Origin of the sequence: Variovorax sp. OV084 (assembly GCF_900111625.1) — a bacterium.
Lineage (GTDB): Bacteria > Pseudomonadota > Gammaproteobacteria > Burkholderiales > Burkholderiaceae_C > Variovorax.
The window spans coordinates 619,404-637,993 of the sequence record NZ_FOII01000001.1 but is presented as its reverse complement, the minus strand read 5'-3'; the positions used below and the strand labels follow the sequence as shown (position 1 = coordinate 637,993).

The 18,590-nt window shown below is 65.5% G+C and carries 25 protein-coding genes; 6 read left to right on the top strand and 19 right to left on the bottom strand.

Annotated elements, in window-relative coordinates; all coding sequences use genetic code 11:
* Positions 1 to 54 precede the first annotated feature (54 nt).
* On the bottom strand, positions 55 to 381 hold the full coding sequence (locus BMW87_RS03165) for a metalloregulator ArsR/SmtB family transcription factor (RefSeq protein WP_093056865.1): 327 nt from the start codon (positions 379 to 381) through the stop codon (positions 55 to 57).
* A gap of 96 nt (positions 382 to 477) precedes the next feature.
* Here BMW87_RS03165 and BMW87_RS03160 point away from each other — a divergent pair, with 96 nt between their 5' ends.
* Together BMW87_RS03160 and ubiG are read left to right on the top strand one after the other, a co-directional pair.
* Entirely contained in the window at positions 478 to 861 is a 384-nt protein-coding gene (locus tag BMW87_RS03160; protein ID WP_177192711.1) for a thiol-disulfide oxidoreductase DCC family protein, read from the top strand.
* A gap of 16 nt (positions 862 to 877) precedes the next feature.
* Complete coding sequence (gene ubiG, locus BMW87_RS03155) at positions 878 to 1,585, top strand: bifunctional 2-polyprenyl-6-hydroxyphenol methylase/3-demethylubiquinol 3-O-methyltransferase UbiG (protein ID WP_093074065.1); 708 nt, start codon at positions 878 to 880, stop codon at positions 1,583 to 1,585.
* A 4-nt stretch (positions 1,586 to 1,589) separates the two neighbouring features.
* On the opposite strand, the gene BMW87_RS03150 is transcribed toward ubiG, so the two are convergent.
* Both BMW87_RS03150 and BMW87_RS03145 read right to left on the bottom strand, forming a co-directional pair.
* On the bottom strand, positions 1,590 to 1,997 hold the full coding sequence (locus BMW87_RS03150) for a PaaI family thioesterase (protein WP_093074063.1): 408 nt from the start codon (positions 1,995 to 1,997) through the stop codon (positions 1,590 to 1,592).
* A gap of 30 nt (positions 1,998 to 2,027) precedes the next feature.
* Entirely contained in the window at positions 2,028 to 2,729 is a 702-nt protein-coding gene (locus tag BMW87_RS03145) for an FMN-dependent NADH-azoreductase (protein WP_093074061.1), read from the bottom strand.
* 108 nt (positions 2,730 to 2,837) lie between these two features.
* Here BMW87_RS03145 and BMW87_RS03140 point away from each other — a divergent pair, with 108 nt between their 5' ends.
* On the top strand, positions 2,838 to 3,764 hold the full coding sequence (locus BMW87_RS03140; RefSeq protein WP_093074059.1) for a LysR substrate-binding domain-containing protein: 927 nt from the start codon (positions 2,838 to 2,840) through the stop codon (positions 3,762 to 3,764).
* A gap of 80 nt (positions 3,765 to 3,844) precedes the next feature.
* Positions 3,845 to 5,434, top strand: coding sequence for a serine hydrolase domain-containing protein (locus BMW87_RS03135; RefSeq protein ID WP_093074057.1), 1,590 nt, complete (start codon positions 3,845 to 3,847; stop codon positions 5,432 to 5,434).
* Between the two features lie 66 nt (positions 5,435 to 5,500).
* On the opposite strand, the gene BMW87_RS34660 is transcribed toward BMW87_RS03135, so the two are convergent.
* From BMW87_RS34660 to BMW87_RS03125, 3 genes are all read right to left on the bottom strand, one after another.
* Positions 5,501 to 5,704, bottom strand: coding sequence for a hypothetical protein (locus tag BMW87_RS34660; protein ID WP_143062553.1), 204 nt, complete (start codon positions 5,702 to 5,704; stop codon positions 5,501 to 5,503).
* 78 nt (positions 5,705 to 5,782) lie between these two features.
* Complete coding sequence (locus tag BMW87_RS35015) at positions 5,783 to 5,938, bottom strand: alpha/beta fold hydrolase (RefSeq protein WP_177192710.1); 156 nt, start codon at positions 5,936 to 5,938, stop codon at positions 5,783 to 5,785.
* 76 nt (positions 5,939 to 6,014) lie between these two features.
* On the bottom strand, positions 6,015 to 6,518 hold the full coding sequence (locus BMW87_RS03125; RefSeq protein WP_093074053.1) for a GNAT family N-acetyltransferase: 504 nt from the start codon (positions 6,516 to 6,518) through the stop codon (positions 6,015 to 6,017).
* A gap of 65 nt (positions 6,519 to 6,583) precedes the next feature.
* Between BMW87_RS03125 and BMW87_RS03120 the strand changes: the two genes are divergently transcribed.
* Complete coding sequence (locus BMW87_RS03120; RefSeq protein WP_093074051.1) at positions 6,584 to 7,324, top strand: hypothetical protein; 741 nt, start codon at positions 6,584 to 6,586, stop codon at positions 7,322 to 7,324.
* A 7-nt stretch (positions 7,325 to 7,331) separates the two neighbouring features.
* On the opposite strand, the gene BMW87_RS03115 is transcribed toward BMW87_RS03120, so the two are convergent.
* The 4 genes from BMW87_RS03115 to BMW87_RS03100 form a co-directional block, all read right to left on the bottom strand.
* The gene (locus BMW87_RS03115) at positions 7,332 to 7,616 is read right to left on the bottom strand and encodes a general secretion pathway protein GspL (RefSeq protein ID WP_256216631.1); all 285 of its coding nucleotides are present in this window, start codon (positions 7,614 to 7,616) and stop codon (positions 7,332 to 7,334) included.
* On the bottom strand, positions 7,617 to 7,862 hold the full coding sequence (locus tag BMW87_RS03110; protein WP_093056874.1) for a hypothetical protein: 246 nt from the start codon (positions 7,860 to 7,862) through the stop codon (positions 7,617 to 7,619). It abuts the gene before it with no gap.
* Positions 7,863 to 8,111: 249 nt separating this feature from the next.
* Entirely contained in the window at positions 8,112 to 8,279 is a 168-nt protein-coding gene (locus BMW87_RS35010; protein ID WP_176928836.1) for a hypothetical protein, read from the bottom strand.
* A gap of 133 nt (positions 8,280 to 8,412) precedes the next feature.
* The gene (locus BMW87_RS03100; RefSeq protein WP_093074047.1) at positions 8,413 to 9,309 is read right to left on the bottom strand and encodes a LysR substrate-binding domain-containing protein; all 897 of its coding nucleotides are present in this window, start codon (positions 9,307 to 9,309) and stop codon (positions 8,413 to 8,415) included.
* Between the two features lie 135 nt (positions 9,310 to 9,444).
* Here BMW87_RS03100 and BMW87_RS03095 point away from each other — a divergent pair, with 135 nt between their 5' ends.
* Positions 9,445 to 10,113 carry an FMN-dependent NADH-azoreductase gene (locus tag BMW87_RS03095; RefSeq protein WP_093074045.1) on the top strand — a complete coding sequence of 223 codons (669 nt, stop codon included), beginning with the start codon at positions 9,445 to 9,447 and terminating at the stop codon, positions 10,111 to 10,113.
* Positions 10,114 to 10,131: 18 nt separating this feature from the next.
* On the opposite strand, the gene BMW87_RS03090 is transcribed toward BMW87_RS03095, so the two are convergent.
* From BMW87_RS03090 to BMW87_RS03050, 9 genes are all read right to left on the bottom strand, one after another.
* Positions 10,132 to 11,037, bottom strand: a complete 906-nt coding sequence (locus tag BMW87_RS03090; protein WP_093074043.1) for an SDR family oxidoreductase — start codon at positions 11,035 to 11,037, stop codon at positions 10,132 to 10,134.
* A gap of 112 nt (positions 11,038 to 11,149) precedes the next feature.
* A complete protein-coding gene (locus BMW87_RS03085) occupies positions 11,150 to 12,088 on the bottom strand; it encodes a glutathione S-transferase family protein (RefSeq protein WP_093074041.1) in 939 nt (312 codons plus the stop codon).
* Positions 12,089 to 12,125: 37 nt separating this feature from the next.
* Positions 12,126 to 13,766: an isovaleryl-CoA dehydrogenase gene (locus BMW87_RS03080; protein WP_093074039.1), complete on the bottom strand. Its 1,641-nt coding sequence runs from the start codon at positions 13,764 to 13,766 to the stop codon at positions 12,126 to 12,128.
* A gap of 39 nt (positions 13,767 to 13,805) precedes the next feature.
* The gene (locus BMW87_RS03075; RefSeq protein WP_093074037.1) at positions 13,806 to 14,822 is read right to left on the bottom strand and encodes an NADP-dependent oxidoreductase; all 1,017 of its coding nucleotides are present in this window, start codon (positions 14,820 to 14,822) and stop codon (positions 13,806 to 13,808) included.
* A 35-nt stretch (positions 14,823 to 14,857) separates the two neighbouring features.
* Positions 14,858 to 15,322: a PaaI family thioesterase gene (locus tag BMW87_RS03070; protein ID WP_093056884.1), complete on the bottom strand. Its 465-nt coding sequence runs from the start codon at positions 15,320 to 15,322 to the stop codon at positions 14,858 to 14,860.
* A 1-nt stretch (position 15,323) separates the two neighbouring features.
* Positions 15,324 to 16,121 carry an SDR family oxidoreductase gene (locus BMW87_RS03065; RefSeq protein ID WP_093056885.1) on the bottom strand — a complete coding sequence of 266 codons (798 nt, stop codon included), beginning with the start codon at positions 16,119 to 16,121 and terminating at the stop codon, positions 15,324 to 15,326.
* A gap of 28 nt (positions 16,122 to 16,149) precedes the next feature.
* Positions 16,150 to 16,452 (bottom strand): Dabb family protein, encoded by a 303-nt coding sequence (locus BMW87_RS03060; RefSeq protein ID WP_093074035.1) that lies wholly within the window; start codon positions 16,450 to 16,452, stop codon positions 16,150 to 16,152.
* 11 nt (positions 16,453 to 16,463) lie between these two features.
* Entirely contained in the window at positions 16,464 to 16,724 is a 261-nt protein-coding gene (locus tag BMW87_RS03055; protein ID WP_093074033.1) for a hypothetical protein, read from the bottom strand.
* On the bottom strand, positions 16,724 to 18,577 hold the full coding sequence (locus tag BMW87_RS03050; protein ID WP_093074031.1) for an acyl-CoA dehydrogenase: 1,854 nt from the start codon (positions 18,575 to 18,577) through the stop codon (positions 16,724 to 16,726). Before BMW87_RS03050 ends, BMW87_RS03055 begins: the two co-directional genes overlap by 1 nt.
* Between the last annotated feature and the right edge of the window lie 13 nt (positions 18,578 to 18,590).

The following is an 18,590-nucleotide window of genomic DNA, read 5'->3' as shown; positions in this document are numbered from 1 at the left end:
ATTCCTTTGCCGTACTTTTCGCCTTCCGGGAAGGAAAAAGCGCGGGGCGCTGCGTCAGGTGCCCGAGGAATCCGCCGAGCGCTTGCTGGCCAGGGCGCGGCTTTCTTTCTTCAGCGCCTTCGACACCGGGCAGACCGCCTGTACGAAGCCGGTCAGCGTGTTGGCCAGGCTCTCGCGCTGCAGGCTGTAGAACACGAACTGGCCGCGCTTCTCGGCCTTTACCAGCCCCGCGCCTTCGAGGATCTTCAGGTGCTTGGAGAGCGAAGGCTTGGTCATGTCGAAGCGCGAGGCGATGTCGCCGGCCGACAGTTCGGTCTCCGACAGGTACGCCAGGATCTTGCGCCGCGGCGTGGAGGCAAGCGCTTCGAAAACTTTTTCCATCGGTTCAGTTTAGCTCGCGAGTAGGCAATTCTCTAATTAGTTATTTAGCCATTTAGCTAAATGAATGGCACAATGGCCCGAACAGGAGCCGATGACATGCAAGCACCCACCGCCCCTTCCCCGCGCACGGTTGTCTACTACAACAGCGCCTGTCCCGTCTGTGATGCCGGCGTTTGCGCCATGCGCGAGAAAACACCGGACGCAAGCGTCGAGTGGATCGACGTGCACACTCGCCCGGAAGTGCTCGAACCGCTGGGCCTGCAACTGGAGGACGTGCGCGAACGCCTGCACCTCGTCGACACCTCGGGCGCCACGCACATCGGCGCCGACGCCATCGCCAGCGTGCTGGCCCTTGCTCCGCGATGGCGCTGGCTGGCAAGGCCGCTTCAGTGGCCCGGGCTGCGAACGCTCGGCGCCTGGCTCTACAACCTCTTCGCGCATCAGCTCTACCGCTGGAACCGGTCGCGGGGTCATTGGTAAACCAAGGAGAAGAACCATGAGCGCAGCATCCAACTTCGACCCCGCCGAACTGGCCAGATTCCAGGCCCTGGCCGACCGCTGGTGGGACCCGCAGTCTGAATTCCGCCCCCTGCACGAAATCAATCCGCTGCGGCTGGACTGGATCGACAAGCTCGCCGCGCTGAACGGCCGCAAGGTGCTCGACGTCGGTTGCGGCGGCGGCATCCTGGCCGAGTCGATGGCGCACCGCGGCGCGGACGTGCTCGGCATCGACCTCGCCGACAAGCCGCTGAAGGTCGCAACGCTTCATGCACGCAGCAGCGCGGCAAGCGTGACCTACCAGGCCATTTCCGCCGAAGACCTGGCCGCTGACAACGAGGCGAAGTTCGATGTCGTCACATGCATGGAGATGCTCGAGCACGTGCCGTCGCCAGCAGCCGTGATCGACGCCTGCGCCCGCATGGCGAAGCCCGGAGGCTGGGTCTTTTTCTCCACCATCAACCGCACGCCGTGGGCATGGCTGATCGCGATCTTCGGCGCGGAGCAGGTGCTGCGCATCCTGCCGCGCGGCACGCACGACTACCGCAAGCTCATCCGCCCTGACGAACTCAAGAGCGCGGCCGCCAATGCCGGCCTCGTGCTGCGGGACCAGCGCGGCCTGGGCTACAACCTGCTCACCCGCAACTTCAGGCTCCACCGTTCGCTGCGCGTGGGCTACCTGCTTGCCATGCAGAAGAAGGATTGAGCCGTCAGGCCTTCACGACCCGCGCGCTGGCCGTGGAGCGCGCCACGACGCGGCCGTCCGGATCGCTCAGTTGCGCCTCGAGAAAAGCGATGGTCTTGCCGCGCTGCACGACCCTGCCTTCGCCATACAACAGGCCGGGCTTCGCGGCCGCCAGAAAAGACACGCTGAGGTCGATGGTGACGGAGTAGGTCTCTTCGCCATTCATGACCCACAACGCCGGCCCCATCGTGTCGTCGAGCATCGCGACGAGGATGCCGCCCTGCACCGCGCCCGCGGGGTTGAGAAACGCATCGGTGGCCACGAAGCTCAGGCGGATCGATCCTTTGGCCTTGTCGAAATCGAGCACGCGCTGATTGAAAAGCTCGGCGGTGGGCGGGCGGGGAAAGCGCTCAAGCAAAACGTCGGGCTTCATTTTTTCGCTCAGGAAGTGGAGCGAAAAATCCTATGCCGCAGCTACTGACAGCGTAGTGTCAGTAGCTGTCAACACATCGACGAGCTCGTCCACGCGCTGCTCCGCACGCCGCATCGACTGCGCGAGCTGCTCCCCGCCGAACTCGTCGGACTCCACTGCGGCCTCGAACACATCGGTGATGCCGATGTAGCCGAGCACCGAACGTACGCTGCCCTCGGTGTGGTTGAGATGCGCGATGCGCCCGCCCGCGTCGTAGCCGTGGTCGCCGCGCGCGCCGAGCAGCACCACGCGCTTGCCCGCTTCCGCCAGCAGCGGCCAGTACGGCACCGCGCCGCGCGAACGGTCGAAGCCGAAGGTGCGGCCCACGCGCACGATGTTGTCGATCCAGGCCTTGAACTGCGCGGGCACGCTGAAGTTGTACATCGGCAGGCCGATCACGACCACGTCGGCCGCAATGAGCTGATCGACCAGCCGGTCGCTCTCGGCAAGCACGTCGGCCATCCACGGCTCGCGCGCGGCCGGCGGTGTGAAGGCCGCATGGATCCAGCGGCCGTCGACGTGCGCGGGCGGCCGCTGTCCCACGTCGAGGTAGTCGATGCGGTCGTCGGGCCGCGCCTTGCGCCAGCGCTCGACAAAACGCGCGGAGAGACGGCGCGTGTGCGAGCCGTGGAGATCGGTGTCGGAACGGCCCGGACGGGCGCTGGCGTCGATGTGAAGGAGGTTCATGGTCATGGCCTTTATGGATGAATTGATGTCTTTCATTTCGCGCTGCCAGAATGGCGCGCAGGCCTTGAATCTATGGATGCAGGCCTGCCATCACAAACGACGATTTCTCTGCCTATGAACGAGATTGGCTCATCTATCAGATATCCCCGCCGGCTGCCTCCGCTGCTGTCGCTGCGTGCCTTCGAGGCAGCGGCCGCACACCTGAGCTTTCAGCGCGCGGCGCTCGAACTCTCGGTTACGCCCTCGGCCATCAGCCACCAGGTGCGTGCGCTCGAAGACACGCTCGGCCTGCCACTGTTCCGCAGGCTCACGCGACAGCTCGCGTTGACGCCTGCGGGCCAGCGACTGTTCGACGACCTGCGCATGGGCTTCGACGTGCTCGAAGCCGGTGTGGACAAGCTGCGCCGGCCGGCCGCATCGCAGGCCGTCACCCTCACCACCAACACCGCCTTCGCCGCGCGCTGGGTGCTGCCGCGCATGGAGGCGTTCCGCAAGGCCAGCCCCGGGGTGGAGCTGCGGCTGCATGCAAGCGATACCGTGGTCGATCTGGCGCGCGGCGATGCCGACATCGCTGTGCGCTCAGGCCGTGGCAACTGGCCGGGGCTGGTGTCGCGCGAACTGATGCCCGAGCGCTATGCGCCGTTGTGCAGCCCGATGCTGGGTCTCAAGCGCGCGGCAGACCTGCCGAAGCATCAGCTGATCCATTGCGACTGGCAGCCACAGGCGCTCGCACCCGCCGTGTGGCCGCGCTGGTTTCGTGAAGCCGGCATCGCACCGCCGAGGGGGCGTGCGATGAAGGCCTCGGGCCTGTCGTTTTCCGACGAGACGCACGCGATGCTGGCCGCCCTCGCCGGCCATGGCGTGGCGTTGCTGAGCCTCACGCTGTCGGCTGAAGAGCTTCGCAGCGGCGCGCTGGTGCAGCCCTTCGGGCCCGCGCTCGAAACCGGCAGCTACTTTCTTGCGGCTGCGAACGGGAGGGAGAACGAGCCGGCCATCCGCGCCGTGTGGGAGTGGATCGCGTCGCAGGCCACCACAGGCTGAGAAAAAGCTGAACGCCAGGCTTGCAGGTCGTTACGTTTCTCATGGAGACTCCGGCACCAACAATAAAGTGAGGAGAGTTCATGACGAGGTTTGCCCGCGCCCCTCTTGCCATCGCAACAGGCGCGCTTCTTGTAGTAGCTTTGACTTCATGTGGAGGCGGCGGTGGAGGTGGAGGTGGTGGAGGCGGGGGCATCGGCATACTCCCCAGCGCGGGCGGAACCACGCCGACCACAAACACCCCCGAGCTGCCGGCACGCGAAGCCCTCATCGCCCGCGCCAGAAGCTACGAACTCGACACGCCCTACGTCCCGCCGCCCGGCGATCCCCTGGAGCACAACACCTCGGGCTACGCCAAGACGATGTGCTCCGCCGCGTTCATCACCGGCCTTGACCCCGACGTTGCCGCCGAGAGCGTCGGCTACTTCACCGGCCCTTACGACCAGCGCAAGAAAGTGGGCAAGCCGGTGGTCGACCGCGTCAAGAAGGAAGTCCGCATCGCCATCCCGAACGGTCCGACGCTGGTGGCGCGCTACTACGGCTCGCAGGGCTGCATCACGCTGCCACCCGGCAGGGACGATGTGTTCTTCACGCCTGTGGCCGTGACAAGCACCCTCCCCGATCCCTCTACGCAGGCATGGCCCATGGGCGACGTGATGCCCGCCGGCCCCGCGCCCGGCATCGATACGGCAAAGGTAAGCCAGGCAGTCGATGCAGCCTTCGAGTTGCCGGAGGCCTACACCGCCGCCTTCGTCGTCACGCACAAGGGGCGCATCGTTGGCGAGCGCTACATGAACGGCATCACGGCGAACACGCCGCTCGAATCGTGGTCGATGGGCAAGAGCGTGACCGCGACGATGCTGGGCGTGCTGATGAAACAGGGCGAGTACCGGCTCGACCAGCCGGCGCCCATTCCGGAATGGCAGGGAGCGGACGACAAGCGCAAGGAAATCAAGATCCAGGACATCCTGCATATGTCGAGCGGGCTGCGCATCAAGGCGCCGGACGATCCGGACTTCGACCCCAACGGCACTTACCCCGACCACATCTATCTCTACACCGGCCGCATAAACTCGTTCAACTACGCAGCCACGCGTCCGCAGCAATGGCCGCCCAACACCATCGGCCGCTATCGCAACACCGACCCGGTGCTCGCAAACTACCTGATCCGCCTTGCCGTGGAAAAGCGCGGTGAGGAGTACCTGTCGTTCCCGCAGAGAAACCTGTTCGACAAGATCGGTATCCGCACGATGACGCTGGAGACCGACCCGTACGGCAACTTCCTGGCACAGGGCTACGACTTCATGTCGGGGCGCGACTGGGCGCGTCTGGCCAACCTGTATCTGCAGGACGGCGTCTGGAACGGCGAGCGCATCCTGCCCGAAGGGTTCGTCAAGTTCGTGAGCACCCTGGCGCCGGCCTGGGCGGCCGACAAGCGCCCGATCTACGGCGGCTTCTTCTGGCTCAACGGCGCGATCAACGGTGCGAGCACCTGGCCGGTGCCGACCACGGCGTACTACATGCTGGGTGCGGGCGGGCAGACGGTGCTGATCGTTCCTTCGCACGACCTGGTGGTGGTGCGGCTTGGCTATGACAAGGGAGAACGCGCCTCGGCCACGAGCCTGCGAAAGGCGCTGACGCTGCTGATGCAGGCTGTGCCCAGCTCGTCGTGAACGTGAAAAGGCCTCCCGAAGGAGGCCTGCGCCGACCGGGTTCCGGGCGGGGCCCGGACTTTCTCTTCATTCGACGCGCTTGCTCAGGAGAGTCGGCACGACATAACCGTCGCGGTACACGGCCTCGATGCTTCCCTGCACGCGGTCAGCGGCATGCGCAGCCACGAATTTTTCCTCTGTCACGCGGTAGACCACCATGGTGCACGACGAGTGCTTGCTGAGGGTGCGGGCCACGCCGGTGGCCTGTCTTAGGGTTGGGTACGTTTCCATGGGATCCTCCTTGTCTGCCTGACAGCCCAAATGTTAACTCTTTGGTACTCAAATATGCCTCAGGGTATTTTCTGAGCGTCAACGGTCGCCATTCTTGTCCGCCCCTCCCTTTTGCAGGAATCGGATGATCTGGCCATTGACATCCTCAGGCTGCGACATGGCCGCGATGTGGTCTGCGCCCGGCACGATCGCAGCCTCCAAGCCCGGCATCCGGCGCTGCGCCAGCTTCAGCATCGCCTGGGGTTCGTAAAGCTTTTCCGCGTCTTGTACCGCGCCCTGGCTTCCTCGCTCCTGAACTCGGGCGGCCCTGTCATGCGCCAAGGCCTTGGGCGAGCTGACTCAACTGGGGTTCGGACAGCCGGTAGCTGAGCCTGTCGAGAACCCTCCCGGCACCAAGGCCTTCGTAGAACGAGATGCCCCTGTCGTTCGATGCCTTGACGGGCCAGTCGATGCGACAGCAGCCGTTCTCGACAGCGTACCGAGCCACCCAGGCCATGAGCGCCCTGCCGGCTCCATTGCTCCTGCCAGAAGCCTTCACATACAGTTCCTTGAGCTGGCAGTGCTTGCACCTGTCAGGAGCAAATTCGACGAGCGAATACACCAGCGAGATGGCCGCCAGACCAACCACCGCGCCGTCATCGCCTGAAGCCACGACCAGACGATGGGGCGACCCAGCCGCCAGGAGGTTGCCGAGGAGGTGCTCTCTCACGGCCTCCCGAGAGACTGTGGCGCCATCGTTGTAGAAGGCATGCAACTCGCACAGCAGGTCTGTCAGCGACTCATGCTGGGCTTCAGAGACAAGTTCAACGTGCATACGGTGTCCTTGGAGGCTCCCGGCTAAACGCGGCGATGCTACCAAGCTCACTACACTGCCCTCCGATGAACCACCCTCCTCGACCGCAACGCGCGCGAGACATCCTGACTTCCTACTTCTGGAGCGGCGACGTCATCCGCAGCCGAAGCGTGAGCAATGTCGTGTTGTCTGCCACGGTCGACGTGCCTGTGCCCCCTGCGCGCCTGCTTGCAGATTGGGAGAGTGAGATTTCTTCGCGCCTGTTCCTGGAACCCGGAGACGTCGAACCATTGCCCCTGGCCCGGGCGCGTACGCGCTGGCCTGACTACAAACACTGCGTGCAGGCGGTGTCCGACTGGATGCGCACGCTTGGGCTGTCCGATGTGCTTGCCTCCAGCGACGTGGCCCTCATGGCCTGCCGCGGCGCGAAGTACCACCACGACGGTGCGCAGTACGGCGGCGCGGCCTTCTGCAATCTCTTCATGAGCGAGGACAAGGGGCTGGACCTGCACTTTCCCTTTGCAGATCACAGGATCCCGCTGACCCGGGGCACGGTGGTGATCTTCGATACCGGCCAGCCTCACGCCGTCATTCAACGCGGCAGCGGCGGCTTCGATGCGGCCGACTTCGCGCCCGAGCGGGATTGCAGCCAAGTGTTCCTGACCTGGGAACTGCCCATCGAGGATGTCCATGTCGGGCACGCACTGGGAGTCGCCTTCGACATCGATCTTTCGACCCCACCGCAGCTGGATGAAGAGCAAGTCTGGCTGAACGGCGCACGGGCCATCGTGTGCCCGGAGTCCGGACGATGGCGCAGTGCCGACTGACTGATCGTCAGCGATTGGATGGAAGAGCCCTGGCAGCAGCCAGTTCGCCCAGACAGGCGTTGACCGCCTGGAGCGGTGCCTTCTCGTGGCAACGCGCTACCGCCTCGCGCGCAACGGCTTCGCTCAAGCGCCGCTCCCGCGCGGCCTCGACCTGGAATTCGACGATCCACTTCATGAGCCCAGCCAGCACGATCAGCAAGCCGATCAAGGCTGCGACCAGGGTCACCCGCCAGCCCTGAACGCGAAAGATGGATGCCGCGGATTTTCCCGCCATGGGTTCCTGCGAAGCCATCTAGCGGGGAAGGTCCGGAAAGACCCACATGCTCAAGCCGAGGATCAGGCCAGCACCCAGGAACATGATGGCTGCCGTCGTGAACATCGATGCCGCAATGATGTTCGGAACAAGGATGGCCACGACCACAAAGGCCACGGCTGCCACGATGCACAGGAGCACGGACAACCATGCCATGTACGCTGGCCCGCGCCCGGCCGCCAAAGGCTCGTCCGGGCTGGTTTCGGGTTGGAACGGTGTGCGCATGAATAGCCTCCCTCTTCGCAGATGTCGCGTGTAATTCGGTAGCCGGTGCAGGCAGGTGCGAGGCAGCATGGACTGCGCGCAACCTTTCCTGACCTTCGTCAAAAAAGTACAGGAAGGTTAAGAAGAACAGCCGATCGGGCTAAGGGATTAATTCGCGCGCACCGCACATGAGAGCAGGTTCGGTGCAGAAAGCCAGTGAACCTGCGCAATATTTGACAAATGTCAAACATTGCGCAGCGCGGGCACCTCTCAGCCGCAGAGGTCGAAGATCGCTTCCATGATCAGCTGATAGCCACTCCAGAACAGCCAGTGGTCGCTGCACTGGGTGAACGGCCCTGCGACAGCCGGGGCAGCCAGAGCCAGCGACGACAAGATCGCGGCCACGGCGCCAGCCTTGATTGCGGTTGCACGTTTCATGATTTCTTCCCTCCATTGGTACTTCTGAACGCAGGACATCTCGCTCCTGCAACCCGAGATGAGCCGCGCAAGCGACTCACGGTCGGACTCTAGGACTGCGAACGAGCGACCACCAGTGTCGAAAGTCACGCGCTCAGGCACCCAGCGGCTGAAGCCCCCTCACCCACTCGAACACCGCAGCGACGGCCGGCTCCGAACGCCGCGACTCGAGGCACACCAGATAGAACGGCAGCCCAGGCAACTCCGGACCGAAGGGCTGCACCAGATTGCCCGCGCGCAATTCGTCGGCAATCAGCGCAAGGCCCATCAACGCCACGCCTTGCCCCTGCAGCGCGGCAGACACGGTGTGCGTTTCGTCCGAGAACACCGGCCCGGCCGATACGTCGAGGCCGGGCACCTGCGCCTGCTGCTGCCACTCGGCCCAGGTGCCGGGCTGGCTCTTGTTGCCGGGGACCGCGAAGTGCAGCAGCGTGTGCCGCGTCAGGTCACTGCGCCGGCGCAGCTTGAGCGCGGGGCTGCAGGCCGGCGCGAAGACGTTGTCGAACAGCTTCTCGGCCACCATGCCCGGCCACTGTCCCTTGCCGTAGCGGATGGCGATGTCAGCCGTGACACCGTCGAGCGCAACCGCTTCGTGCGACGCATGAATGCGCAGGTCGAGCCTCGGGTGCAGCGCGCGCAAAGTGCTCACGCGCGGCAGCAGCCAGCGCGCCGCGACGGCCGGCGTGGCCGACAAGGTGATGGCGCTGCGCTCGGGCGGTGCACGCAGCCGCGCCACCGCATTCGCCATGGCATTGAACGATTCGCTCAGCACCGCCTGCAGTTCCCTGCCCTGCGGCGTGAGCACCAGTTGCCGCGGCTGGCGGATGAACAGCGGCACGCCGAGTGAGTCTTCGAGCTGCCGCACCTGATGGCTGATGGCGGTAGGCGTGACCGAAAGCTCATTGGCCGCGAGCTTGGCGCTGCAGTGCCGCGCGGCCGCTTCGAAGGCGCGCAGCGCCGCCAGCGGAGGGAGTTGGCGAAGGTTGGCCATGGATGAATTAATTTTTCAGTAATGCAAAGAAATCGTCGTTTGTCGCGCTGGGAATGCCTGGATAAATTGAGAACCATGTCAAGCAGACAGCTGAATTCTCTTCATCCCACCCTTCACGTCAACGAGGACCACGCCATGACCACACTGCTCCACATCGACGCCAGCGCCCGCCCCGGCCGTTCCGGCACCCACGTTCACGGCTCGCATTCGCGCCGGCTGAGCCATCACTTCGTGTCGAGCTGGCTCGCGACGCAGCCGGGCACCGAGGTGATCTATCGCGACATCGGCGCCGCGCCGCCGAGCAACGTCACTGGCGAATGGATTGCGTCGGGCTATACGCCCGCCGCGGAACGCGAACCGTGGATGCACGCCGTACTGGCCGAAAGCGATGCGCTGATTGCCGAGATCCACCGCGCCGACGTGCTGGTGATCGGCGTGCCGATGTACAACTTCAGCATGCCGGCACCGCTCAAGTCATGGATCGACAACATCGTGCGCGTCGGAGCCACCTTCGACTTCGACCGCAGCCGCGAGAACCCGTATGTGCCGCTGCTGGCCGAGCGCAACCGCCGCACGGTGCTGCTGACCTCGTGCGGCAGCAGCGGCTACGGGCCGGGCGGGTTCCAGGCGCATCTGGACCTGCTCACGCCCGGCATCACGAGCCCGCTGGCCCTGCTCGGTCTCAACGAAGTGCACAGCGTGGCCATCGAGCACGCCGAAGACCATGGGGACCTGCTGGACCGCTCCATCGCTAGTGCGCTCGCCCGCGCCGAGGCGCTGGTAGGCGAGCTGCAGGCCTCCTGATGACTGGGAAAAAACTGCTCAGGCCGAGCGCAGCTGCTCGCGCAGCTTCTGCCCGATCTCTGGTCGCTCCAGGAAGGGGTCGGCCGGGTTGGTGATGGAGGCGATGTTCTCCATGCGGCTGCGCACGTTGCCCAGCGCCTTCGGGTGGCTGAACACGTAGAACTGGTTGGCGGTGATGGCGTCGAACACCTTGGCCGCGACTTCTGCGGCCGTGATCTTGCCGCTGCTCACAGCCTTGTTGCTCATGGCCTGGCCGATGAGCTGGCTCCTGGTGAGCTCGGTTTCCTTCGGCGCATTCGGTCGGTTGCGCTCGCTGCTGGTGATGCCGGTGGGCACGAAGTACGGGCACAGCAGGCTCGCACCGATCTGGTCGGTGACGAGGTTCAGGTCCTGGTACATCGTCTCGGTGAGGCTCACGACCGCTGCCTTCGCGGCGTTGTAGATGCCCATGTTGGGCGGCGTGAGCAGGCCCGCCATGCTGGCGGTGTTGGTGATGTGGCCGCGATAGCCCGGGTCTTTCGCGGCGGCCTCGAGCATCATCGGCGTGAACAGGCGCACGCCGTGAATCACGCCCCACAGGTCTACGCCCAGCACCCACTCCCAGTCAGCCACGGTGTTCTCCCACACTAGGCCACCAGCGCCCACGCCCGCGTTGTTGAACACGAAGTGCGGCGCGCCGAAGCGTTCCTTCACGGCAGCGGCCAGCGCTTCCATCTGCGCCGCGTTCGACACGTCGACCTTGCGCGCCAGCACCTGAGCACCGGCTGCTTCCATTTCTGCCTGGGCCTTGTCGAGCGCGTCCTGCTGCACGTCGACCAGCACGAGGTTCATGCCACGGGCGGCGCCGATGCGCGCGCACTCCAGGCCGAAGCCCGAGCCCGCGCCGGTGAGTACGGCGGTCTTGCCCTTGAAGTCCTGAATCATTTGCCGGTGTCCTTCTGCTTTGTTGAATGTCTCTGGGGTGGAGACGCTATTGAAATACGGAAAGCGCGCCGGCGCAGTCACGAAGGTGCCCGTCTGCTTGTCTCGGCAGGTTTCAGGCCTCAGCCTTCTTCAGCACATACCCGATCCGCGGAAAGTGCACATGCACCGTGCCAGTCCGCTCGCTGCTGCGCTCCAGCGTGTAGTGCGTGCGCGTAGCCGCGACCAGCGTGCCGGGCGTCTCTTCGAGGCCGAAGCTCTCGGCGCGCACGGTGACGGCGCTACCCAGCGGAATGCCGTGGTCGTCCTGGAAGGTGCTGTCGGTCAGCAGCGTGTGCGGCGTCGCGGCCTTGGCTACTGCAATGGCCTCGTCGCTCGTGAACTTCTCGGGAACGCCGTGGCCGATGGCGGCCATGCGGTCGAGCCAGTCGATCACCGCGGGCGTCAGGTCGAGGATGGTGCGAACCGACTCGATGCGCCGCGTGTACCAGAGCGGGTGGTAGGCCGAGAAGTCGGCAATGCTGGGCACCTCGCCGAGCAGGAAGGGTTTCTCGTCGAGCATGTCCGACAGGCGGCGCAGGTACGACTTGTAGGCGCTGGTGGCGTCGGCGGGGCGCAGGCGGGTCATGTTGCCGGCGCTCATCTTGCCGCGGTCTTCGCCGAAGGCTTTTGCGGCTTCTGGCGGGGCCTTGGCGAACACCTCGGCCGCGCCCCTGGGCTGCAGGTTCCAGGCCATGGCAGCCCAGAAGAGCGTGGTGTCGGCCCACTGGGCGAGGATGCGCGACATGCCCTTTTCAGGCTCGGGGTAGAGCGTGGGTTCGGGCTGCAGGTGTTCGAGCACGTCGGCGATGAGTGCGCTGTCGCAATACATGTCGGCGCCGATCTGCAGGAACGGCGTCTTGCGGTAGCCGCCGGTGAGCACCTCCACGTCGGGCTTGGGCATGATCGGCGGGATGAAGACCGACTTCCACGGCAGCTTCTTGGCACCGAGGATCAGGCGCACCTTCTCCGAGAATGGGGAGGTCAGGTAGTGGTGAAGGATCAGGTCGGCCATGGGTGGGGTCTTTCTTCTGTGGTGGGTTCGGCGCGTTTCAACGGGGTTGCGCGCGCTGGATGATCGAATCGAAATCGGTGCCCGCGGCCAGCGTGCCAAAGGCATTGCCCCAGTCGCCACCCAGGCGCGAGGCGCAGAACGCGCCAGCAATGGCAGGTGGCGCGGTCTGTACGAGCAGTGCAGCCTGCACGGCGAGCGCAACGTCTTGCGCGAGGCGACGGGCCTCAGCTTCGGAGGCCATCGCCTCGATGCGAGCCGGCAGCGCGTCGGCCAGCCGGTCGAGCGCTGCGTGCTGACCACGCGCAGGCGCCAGCTCCTTCGTCAGCGCGGCCACCGCGTCGCCCTTGCGCAGGCCGCGCAGCAGGTCGAGCGCCATGATGTTGCCCGCGCCTTCCCAGATGGAGTTGAGCGGCATCTCGCGGTAGATGCGGGCCATGACGCCCTCGCCACCCTCTTCCACGTAGCCGTTGCCGCCGAGGCATTCCATGGCCTCCTGCGCGAAGGCGCTGCCGCGCTTGCAGATCCAGAACTTGGCGACCGGCGTGAGCAGGCGGGCCATCAGGCGCTCGTGCTCGTCGGCCTGATTGTCGAAGGCACGGGCCAGGCGAATGGCGAGCGCGGTGGCGGCTTCACTTTCTAGCGCGAGATCGGCCAGCACGTTCTTCATCAAGGGCTGTTCGATCAGCGGCTTGCCGAAGGCCTTGCGCTGCATCGCATGATTGAGCGCGATGCCCAGCGACTGGCGCATCAGCCCGCTGGTGCCCAGCGCGCAGTCGAGCCGCGTCATCGTGCCCATCTCGAGGATCTGCGGGATGCCGCGGCCCTCTTCTCCCACGAGCCACGCGCTGGCGCCCTGGAACTCGACCTCGGAACTTGCGTTGGCCTTGTTGCCGAGCTTGTCCTTCAGCCGCTGGATCTGGATGGCGTTGCGCGAGCCGTCGGGCAGCACGCGCGGCAGGAAGAAGCACGAAAGCCCCGCGGGCGCCTGCGCCAGCACCAGGAAGGCATCGCACATCGGCGCCGAGAAGAACCACTTGTGGCCGGTGATGGCATAGCGCTCGCCCCAGGCATCGCTGCCGTCGCGCACGGCTTGCGTGGTGTTGGCCCGCACGTCGGAACCGCCCTGCTTCTCGGTCATGCCCATGCCCATAGTCACGCCGGGCTTGTCGCTGAAAAGCTTCAGGGCCGGGTCGTACCAGAGGCTGCCGAGCTTCGGGCCCCAGTCGGCGTATACGGCCGCATTGCCGCGCAACGCGGGCGTGACCGCGTAGGTCATGGAGATGGGGCAAAGAATCGATGGCTCCAGCTCGGTGAAGAGCATGAAGCCCGCTGCGCGCAGCACATGCGGCGAGGCCGAAGTGCCCGTCCAGGGCGTGCCGTGCAGCCCGGCACCCACGGCGGCGGTCATCAGCGCGTGGTAGCTCGGATGGAACTCCACCTCGTCGATGCGCCGCCCGAAGCGGTCGTGCGTATGCAGCTCGGGCGTGTGGATGTTGGCGAGCCGCGCATGCGCCTGCATGCCGGCCGTGCCGAGGGTGGCGCCAAGCTCGTGCAGCTGCGTCGTCTGCAACGCGGGCGCGTTGAACTTCAGCGCATCGCGCAAGGGCCGGTTGGTGTCGAAGAGGTTGTAGTCCACCAGCGGCGTGGGCTGGTTGAACACCTCGTGCGTGGTTTCCATGACCGGCCTCCTTGCCGTGCGTTCAGTTCATCCAGTGCATCAGATCAGCTTGACGAGTTGCTTGCCGAAGTTCCTGCCCTTGAGCAGGCCCAGGAAGGCTTCAGGCGCCGCTTCGATGCCTTGCGCAATCGACTCGCGCGGCTTCAGCTTGCCCGTGGCCACCAGCGTGCCCAGCTCGGTCAGCGCCTCGGGCCACACTTCCATGTGCTCGCTGACGATGAAGCCTTCGATCTTCATGCGGTTGATGAGGATCAGCGCCGGGTTGGCCAGCGGCAGCGGCTGGCCGTCGTAGCCCGCGATCATTCCGCACAGCGCCACGCGGGCGAAGGCGTTGGCGCGCAGCAGCACCGCGTCGAAGATGTAGCCGCCGACGTTCTCGAAGTAGCCGTCGATGCCGTTCGGGCAGGCTTCCTTGAGCGCCGCGCTCATCGACTTGACGTCGGCGTGCACGCGATAGTCGATGCAGGCATCGAAGCCCAGCTCGTCGGTCACGTACTTGCACTTGTCGGGGCCACCGGCAATGCCGACCACACGGCAGCCGCGCGCCTTGGCCAGCGCACCGAAGGCGCTGCCCACGGCGCCGCTGGCGGCGGTGATGACCACCGTTTCACCGGCCTTGGGCGCAATGATCTTCACCAGCCCGTACCAGGCCGTGACGCCGGGCATGCCGACCGCGCCGAGGTAGTGCGACAGCGGCACATGCGTGGTGTCGACCTTCTTCAGCGCTCCGGGCTGGGAGGCATCGACCACGCTGTATTCCTGCCAGCCGCCGAAGCCGACCACCTTGTCGCCCACGGCGTACTTGGGGTGCTTGCTCTCGACCACTTCGCCGACCGTGCCGCCCTGCATCGTCTGGCCCAGCGGCTGGGGCTGCGCGTAGCTCTTGGCGTCGTTCATGCGGCCGCGCATGTACGGGTCGAGGCTCATGTAGTGGTGGCGCACGAGCACCTGGTTGTCCTTGAGCGCGGGGGTCTCGGCGGACACGAGCTTGAAGTTGCTGGCCACGGCCTCGCCGTCGGGGCGGTTGTCGAGGTGGATCTGCTTGTTGATCGGCATGAATGTCTCCGGGAAAGTGTCAGTCAGTCAGTCAGTCAGTCGGTCGACGGCGGCCGCATCTCGTTGGCGCTGGCGGGGCCGGTCGGCAGCCGGCGCTTCACGTACTTGAAGGTGCCGGTGGCGTGGGCGCACACGCGTTCCTGTTCGTCGTAGATTTTGGCCTCAGTGAAAGCCAGCGTCGCCGTCCTGTGAATGAGCGTGCCGCGTGCGTGCAACGGGCCGACCGAAGGCTGCATGAAGCTGGTCTTCATCTCGATGGTGACCACACCCGTCTCGGGCGCCACGCTGCGCGCGGCTGCTGCCATGGTGATGTCGAGCAGCGTCATGCAGGCGCCGCCGTGCGTCACGTCGAAGGTGTTCAGGTGCTCGGGCTTCGCCGTGTAGATGATCTCCGACTCGCCGCCCTCGAACTTCGTCAGCTCGAAGCCCAGGTGGCGCGCGAACGGGATCTGGCTCGTGTACGAGCGGATGTTGATGTCGCTGGAATCTGAAGAAGACATGTCAGGCCGCACCCAGCACCACGCTGACGCCGCCGTCCACAGCCAGCCACTGGCCGGTGATGTGCTTGCCTGCATCGCTCGCGAAGAGCAGCGTCAGGCCCTTCAGGTCTTCCTCGTCGCCCAGGCGGCCGAGCGGGGCCTGCGCGGCCATCTTTTCCTCGCCCAGCGACTTGATGAGACCGGCGGCCATCTTCGTCATGAAGAAGCCGGGGCAGATCGCGTTCACATTGATGCCGTAGCGGCCCCATTCGGCGGCCAGCGTGCGGGTGAAGCCGATGACCGCGGTCTTGGAGGTGTTGTAGGCCAGCGTCTGCATTTCAGGCGGGTTGCCGTTCAGCCCGGCGATCGAGGCGATGTTGATGATGCGGCCGGTCTTCTTCGGAATCATGTAGCCGTTGGCGATCTGCTGCGACAAGATGAAATAGCCGCGCACGTTGAGGTTCATCACCTTGTCCCAGGCCTCGACCGGGTGGCTCTCGGCCGGCGAACCCCAGCTGGCACCCGCGTTGTTGATGAGGATGTCGACTGCGCCCATGCGCTGCAGCGTCTCGTCGGCCAGGCGGCGGGTGTCTTCTTCCTTCGAGCAGTCGGCGGCGATCCAGCGCGCGTCGATGCCGGCGGCTTGCAGCTCGGCGGCGGCCTGCTCCAGGTCGTCGGCCTTGCGCGAGCTCAGCATGATCTTCGCGCCGGCTTCGCCGAGCGCATGGGCCATCTGCAGGCCCAGGCCGCGCGAGCCGCCGGTGATGAGTGCGGTCTTGCCGGTGAGGTCGAACAGCTGCTTGATGTTGCGGGGCGTCATGAGGTGTCTCCGGTTTTGAATGTCAGGCTCAGATCTCGTAGTCCATGCACTGGCGGGCTTCACGCACGGCGCCGATGAAAGGCTTCAGGGCCACGTGCTGCGGATGGTCCGAATAGGCCGCGAGCGCGGCGGAGTCGGTGAATTCCGAGTACAGGACCAGGTCGTAGGTGGCTTCCAGCCCGGGCTGGGCAATGGCCACCTCGAAGCGCAGCGTGCCGGGCGACAGCTTGGCGCAGGCGTCGAGCAATGCCTTGGCTTTCAGCAGGTTGGTCGCCTTGTCGGTGCCCTCGGCGTGTTCCTTGAACTTCCACATCACGATGTGCTTGAGCATGGCGGGCCTCTTTACTTGGTAGGGGTGTTGGGCAGCCGCGAGCGCACGTAGATCAGCACGAAGCCGACCAGCGCCACGATGCCGCCGGGCACGGCGAGGGACCAGCCCAGCGCGGCGTCGGTGCGGCCGGTGGCAATGCCCAGGATCACGACGAACAGGCCGCCGTAGATCAGGATCCAGATCCACTTCTCGAGCCGCGCGTGCGGCTTGGGAGGTTTGACGGCGGGGGTGTTGTTGTTGGGGTTGGCGTTCGGCGAATCGGTAGTGGCCATCAGAAGGCGTCCTCGGGCAAAGCTGTACAGGTCGGGTCACGGGTTTCGACCACGTTGAGCCATGCGCCGATTTTCGGCAGCTCGTAGTGGAAGAAATAGTCCGTGGCGCCGATCTTGCCAGCTGTTACCGCCCTCGCCTTTTCACCGTCGGTCTGCAGGGCCCTTTGGGCCACGTCGAGCCAGATCCAGGCCAGCACCGTGTGGCCGAAGGCCTGCATGTACGGCACGGCGTTGGCCAGCGCGTCGGCCGGGTCGCCGGTGGACCATGCGGCCTCGGTGGCACTGCCGATGCGCTGCAGCGCGACGCCCAGCGCCTTGGCATGAGCGGCCAATGCCGGCACCTTGGCGGCGCGCCCGATGGTGTCGGTCATGCGCCCAGCCAGCAGCTGCAGGCCGCGGCCCTTTTCCATCAGCACCTTGCGACCCAGCAGGTCGGCTGCCTGGATGCCGTGGGTGCCCTCGTGAATCATGTTCAGGCGGTTGTCGCGCCAGTACTGCTCCACCGGAAAGTCGCGCGTGTAGCCGTAGCCGCCATGCACCTGGATGGCCAGCGAATTGGCCTCCAGGCACCACTCGCTGGGCCAGCTCTTGGCGATGGGCGTGAGCACTTCGAGCAACAGGCGCGCGTCGTCGGCGGCCTGCGCGTCGCCGGTCTTCTGCTCGTCGACCAGCCGGGCGCAGTACAGCTCCAGCGCCAGCGCGCCTTCGCAGTACGCCTTCTGGGCCAGCAGCATGCGCCGCACATCGGCGTGCTCGATGATGCGCACCTGCGGCGCGGCCGAGTCCTTGGCGACTGCGGCCCCTGCTGCATCCGGCTTCTTCACCAGCCGCCCCTGCGGACGGCTCTTGGCATATTCGAGCGAGGCGTGGTAGCCGGCCATGCCGAGCATGGTGGCGGCCGTGCCGACGCCGATGCGCGCCTCGTTCATCATGTGGAACATGCAGTGCAGGCCCTTGCCGGGGGCGCCGACCAAGTAGCCCACGGCACCGGCCTTGCCATCGACCGGGTACTTGCCCTCGCCGAAGTTCAGCAGCGTATTGGTGGTGCCGCGCCAGCCCAGCTTGTGGTTCAGGCCCGCGAGCGCAACGTCGTTGCGCTGGCCCGTCAGCTCGCCCTTGGTATCGACCATGCGTTTGGGCACGATGAACAGCGAAATGCCGCGCGTGCCCGGCACCAGCTTGCCGTTCTCGTCGGGGATCTTGGCGAGCACGATGTGCACGATGTTCTCGGTCAGCTCGTGGTCGCCCGACGAGATCCACATCTTGTTGCCCGTGAGGCGATAGCGCGGGCCCAGCGGGTCATTTTGAAAGCCGGCGCCGTCGGGCACTGCGCGCGTGGCCACGTCGCTCAGCGACGAACCGGCCTGCGGCTCCGACAGGCACATGGTGCCGGCCCAGCGGCCCGAGAACTCGTTCTTGGCGAACACCTCTTTCTGCATCTCGGTGCCGTGCACCATCAGCAGGTTGGCGTTGCCGCTCGTGAGCATGTTGGAGCCGATGCTCACGGAGGCCATCGCGAAGAAGCTGTTGGCCGCGGCAGAGAGCGTGTACGGCAGCTGCATACCGCCGATGTCGTAGTCTTGCGCCGCGCTCATCATTCCCGACTCGACGAAAGCCTTGTGCGCGTCATGCGTGGCCTGCGGCAGGATGACTTTTTCGCCATCGAAATGCGGCTCCTGCGTGTCGACCGTGCGGTTGAACGGCGCGTACTTTTCGCGCGCGATGCGCTCGCAGGTATCGAGCACCGCGTCGAAGGTTTCGCGCGAGTGGTCGGCAAAGCGTTCGCGCTGGTTGAGCGACTCGGCGTCGAGCCAGTCGTAGAGCAGGAAGTCGAGGGTGGAACGCAGGCTCATGAGGGTGTCTCTT

Bases quoted from the DNA above. Each gene is read 5' to 3' on its own strand.
- BMW87_RS03070 (WP_093056884.1), bottom strand. From the start codon at position 15,322: ATGTCTTCTTCAGATTCCAGCGACATCAACATCCGCTCGTACACGAGC.
- BMW87_RS03100 (WP_093074047.1), bottom strand. From the start codon at position 9,309: ATGGCCAACCTTCGCCAACTCCCTCCGCTGGCGGCGCTGCGCGCCTTC.
- BMW87_RS03120 (WP_093074051.1), top strand. From the start codon at position 6,584: ATGAACCACCCTCCTCGACCGCAACGCGCGCGAGACATCCTGACTTCC.
- BMW87_RS03050 (WP_093074031.1), bottom strand. From the start codon at position 18,577: ATGAGCCTGCGTTCCACCCTCGACTTCCTGCTCTACGACTGGCTCGAC.
- BMW87_RS03075 (WP_093074037.1), bottom strand. From the start codon at position 14,822: ATGCCGATCAACAAGCAGATCCACCTCGACAACCGCCCCGACGGCGAG.
- BMW87_RS03065 (WP_093056885.1), bottom strand. From the start codon at position 16,121: ATGACGCCCCGCAACATCAAGCAGCTGTTCGACCTCACCGGCAAGACC.
- BMW87_RS35015 (WP_177192710.1), bottom strand. From the start codon at position 5,938: ATGCTGAAGCTGGCGCAGCGCCGGATGCCGGGCTTGGAGGCTGCGATC.
- BMW87_RS03165 (WP_093056865.1), bottom strand. From the start codon at position 381: ATGGAAAAAGTTTTCGAAGCGCTTGCCTCCACGCCGCGGCGCAAGATC.
- BMW87_RS03135 (WP_093074057.1), top strand. From the start codon at position 3,845: ATGACGAGGTTTGCCCGCGCCCCTCTTGCCATCGCAACAGGCGCGCTT.
- BMW87_RS03090 (WP_093074043.1), bottom strand. From the start codon at position 11,037: ATGATTCAGGACTTCAAGGGCAAGACCGCCGTACTCACCGGCGCGGGC.
- BMW87_RS03145 (WP_093074061.1), bottom strand. From the start codon at position 2,729: ATGACCATGAACCTCCTTCACATCGACGCCAGCGCCCGTCCGGGCCGT.
- BMW87_RS03110 (WP_093056874.1), bottom strand. From the start codon at position 7,862: ATGCGCACACCGTTCCAACCCGAAACCAGCCCGGACGAGCCTTTGGCG.
- BMW87_RS03115 (WP_256216631.1), bottom strand. From the start codon at position 7,616: ATGGCTTCGCAGGAACCCATGGCGGGAAAATCCGCGGCATCCATCTTT.
- BMW87_RS03055 (WP_093074033.1), bottom strand. From the start codon at position 16,724: ATGGCCACTACCGATTCGCCGAACGCCAACCCCAACAACAACACCCCC.
- BMW87_RS03060 (WP_093074035.1), bottom strand. From the start codon at position 16,452: ATGCTCAAGCACATCGTGATGTGGAAGTTCAAGGAACACGCCGAGGGC.
- BMW87_RS03125 (WP_093074053.1), bottom strand. From the start codon at position 6,518: ATGCACGTTGAACTTGTCTCTGAAGCCCAGCATGAGTCGCTGACAGAC.
- BMW87_RS34660 (WP_143062553.1), bottom strand. From the start codon at position 5,704: ATGGAAACGTACCCAACCCTAAGACAGGCCACCGGCGTGGCCCGCACC.
- BMW87_RS03160 (WP_177192711.1), top strand. From the start codon at position 478: ATGCAAGCACCCACCGCCCCTTCCCCGCGCACGGTTGTCTACTACAAC.
- BMW87_RS35010 (WP_176928836.1), bottom strand. From the start codon at position 8,279: ATGAAACGTGCAACCGCAATCAAGGCTGGCGCCGTGGCCGCGATCTTG.
- BMW87_RS03140 (WP_093074059.1), top strand. From the start codon at position 2,838: ATGAACGAGATTGGCTCATCTATCAGATATCCCCGCCGGCTGCCTCCG.
- BMW87_RS03085 (WP_093074041.1), bottom strand. From the start codon at position 12,088: ATGGCCGACCTGATCCTTCACCACTACCTGACCTCCCCATTCTCGGAG.
- BMW87_RS03150 (WP_093074063.1), bottom strand. From the start codon at position 1,997: ATGAAGCCCGACGTTTTGCTTGAGCGCTTTCCCCGCCCGCCCACCGCC.
- ubiG (WP_093074065.1), top strand. From the start codon at position 878: ATGAGCGCAGCATCCAACTTCGACCCCGCCGAACTGGCCAGATTCCAG.
- BMW87_RS03080 (WP_093074039.1), bottom strand. From the start codon at position 13,766: ATGGAAACCACGCACGAGGTGTTCAACCAGCCCACGCCGCTGGTGGAC.
- BMW87_RS03095 (WP_093074045.1), top strand. From the start codon at position 9,445: ATGACCACACTGCTCCACATCGACGCCAGCGCCCGCCCCGGCCGTTCC.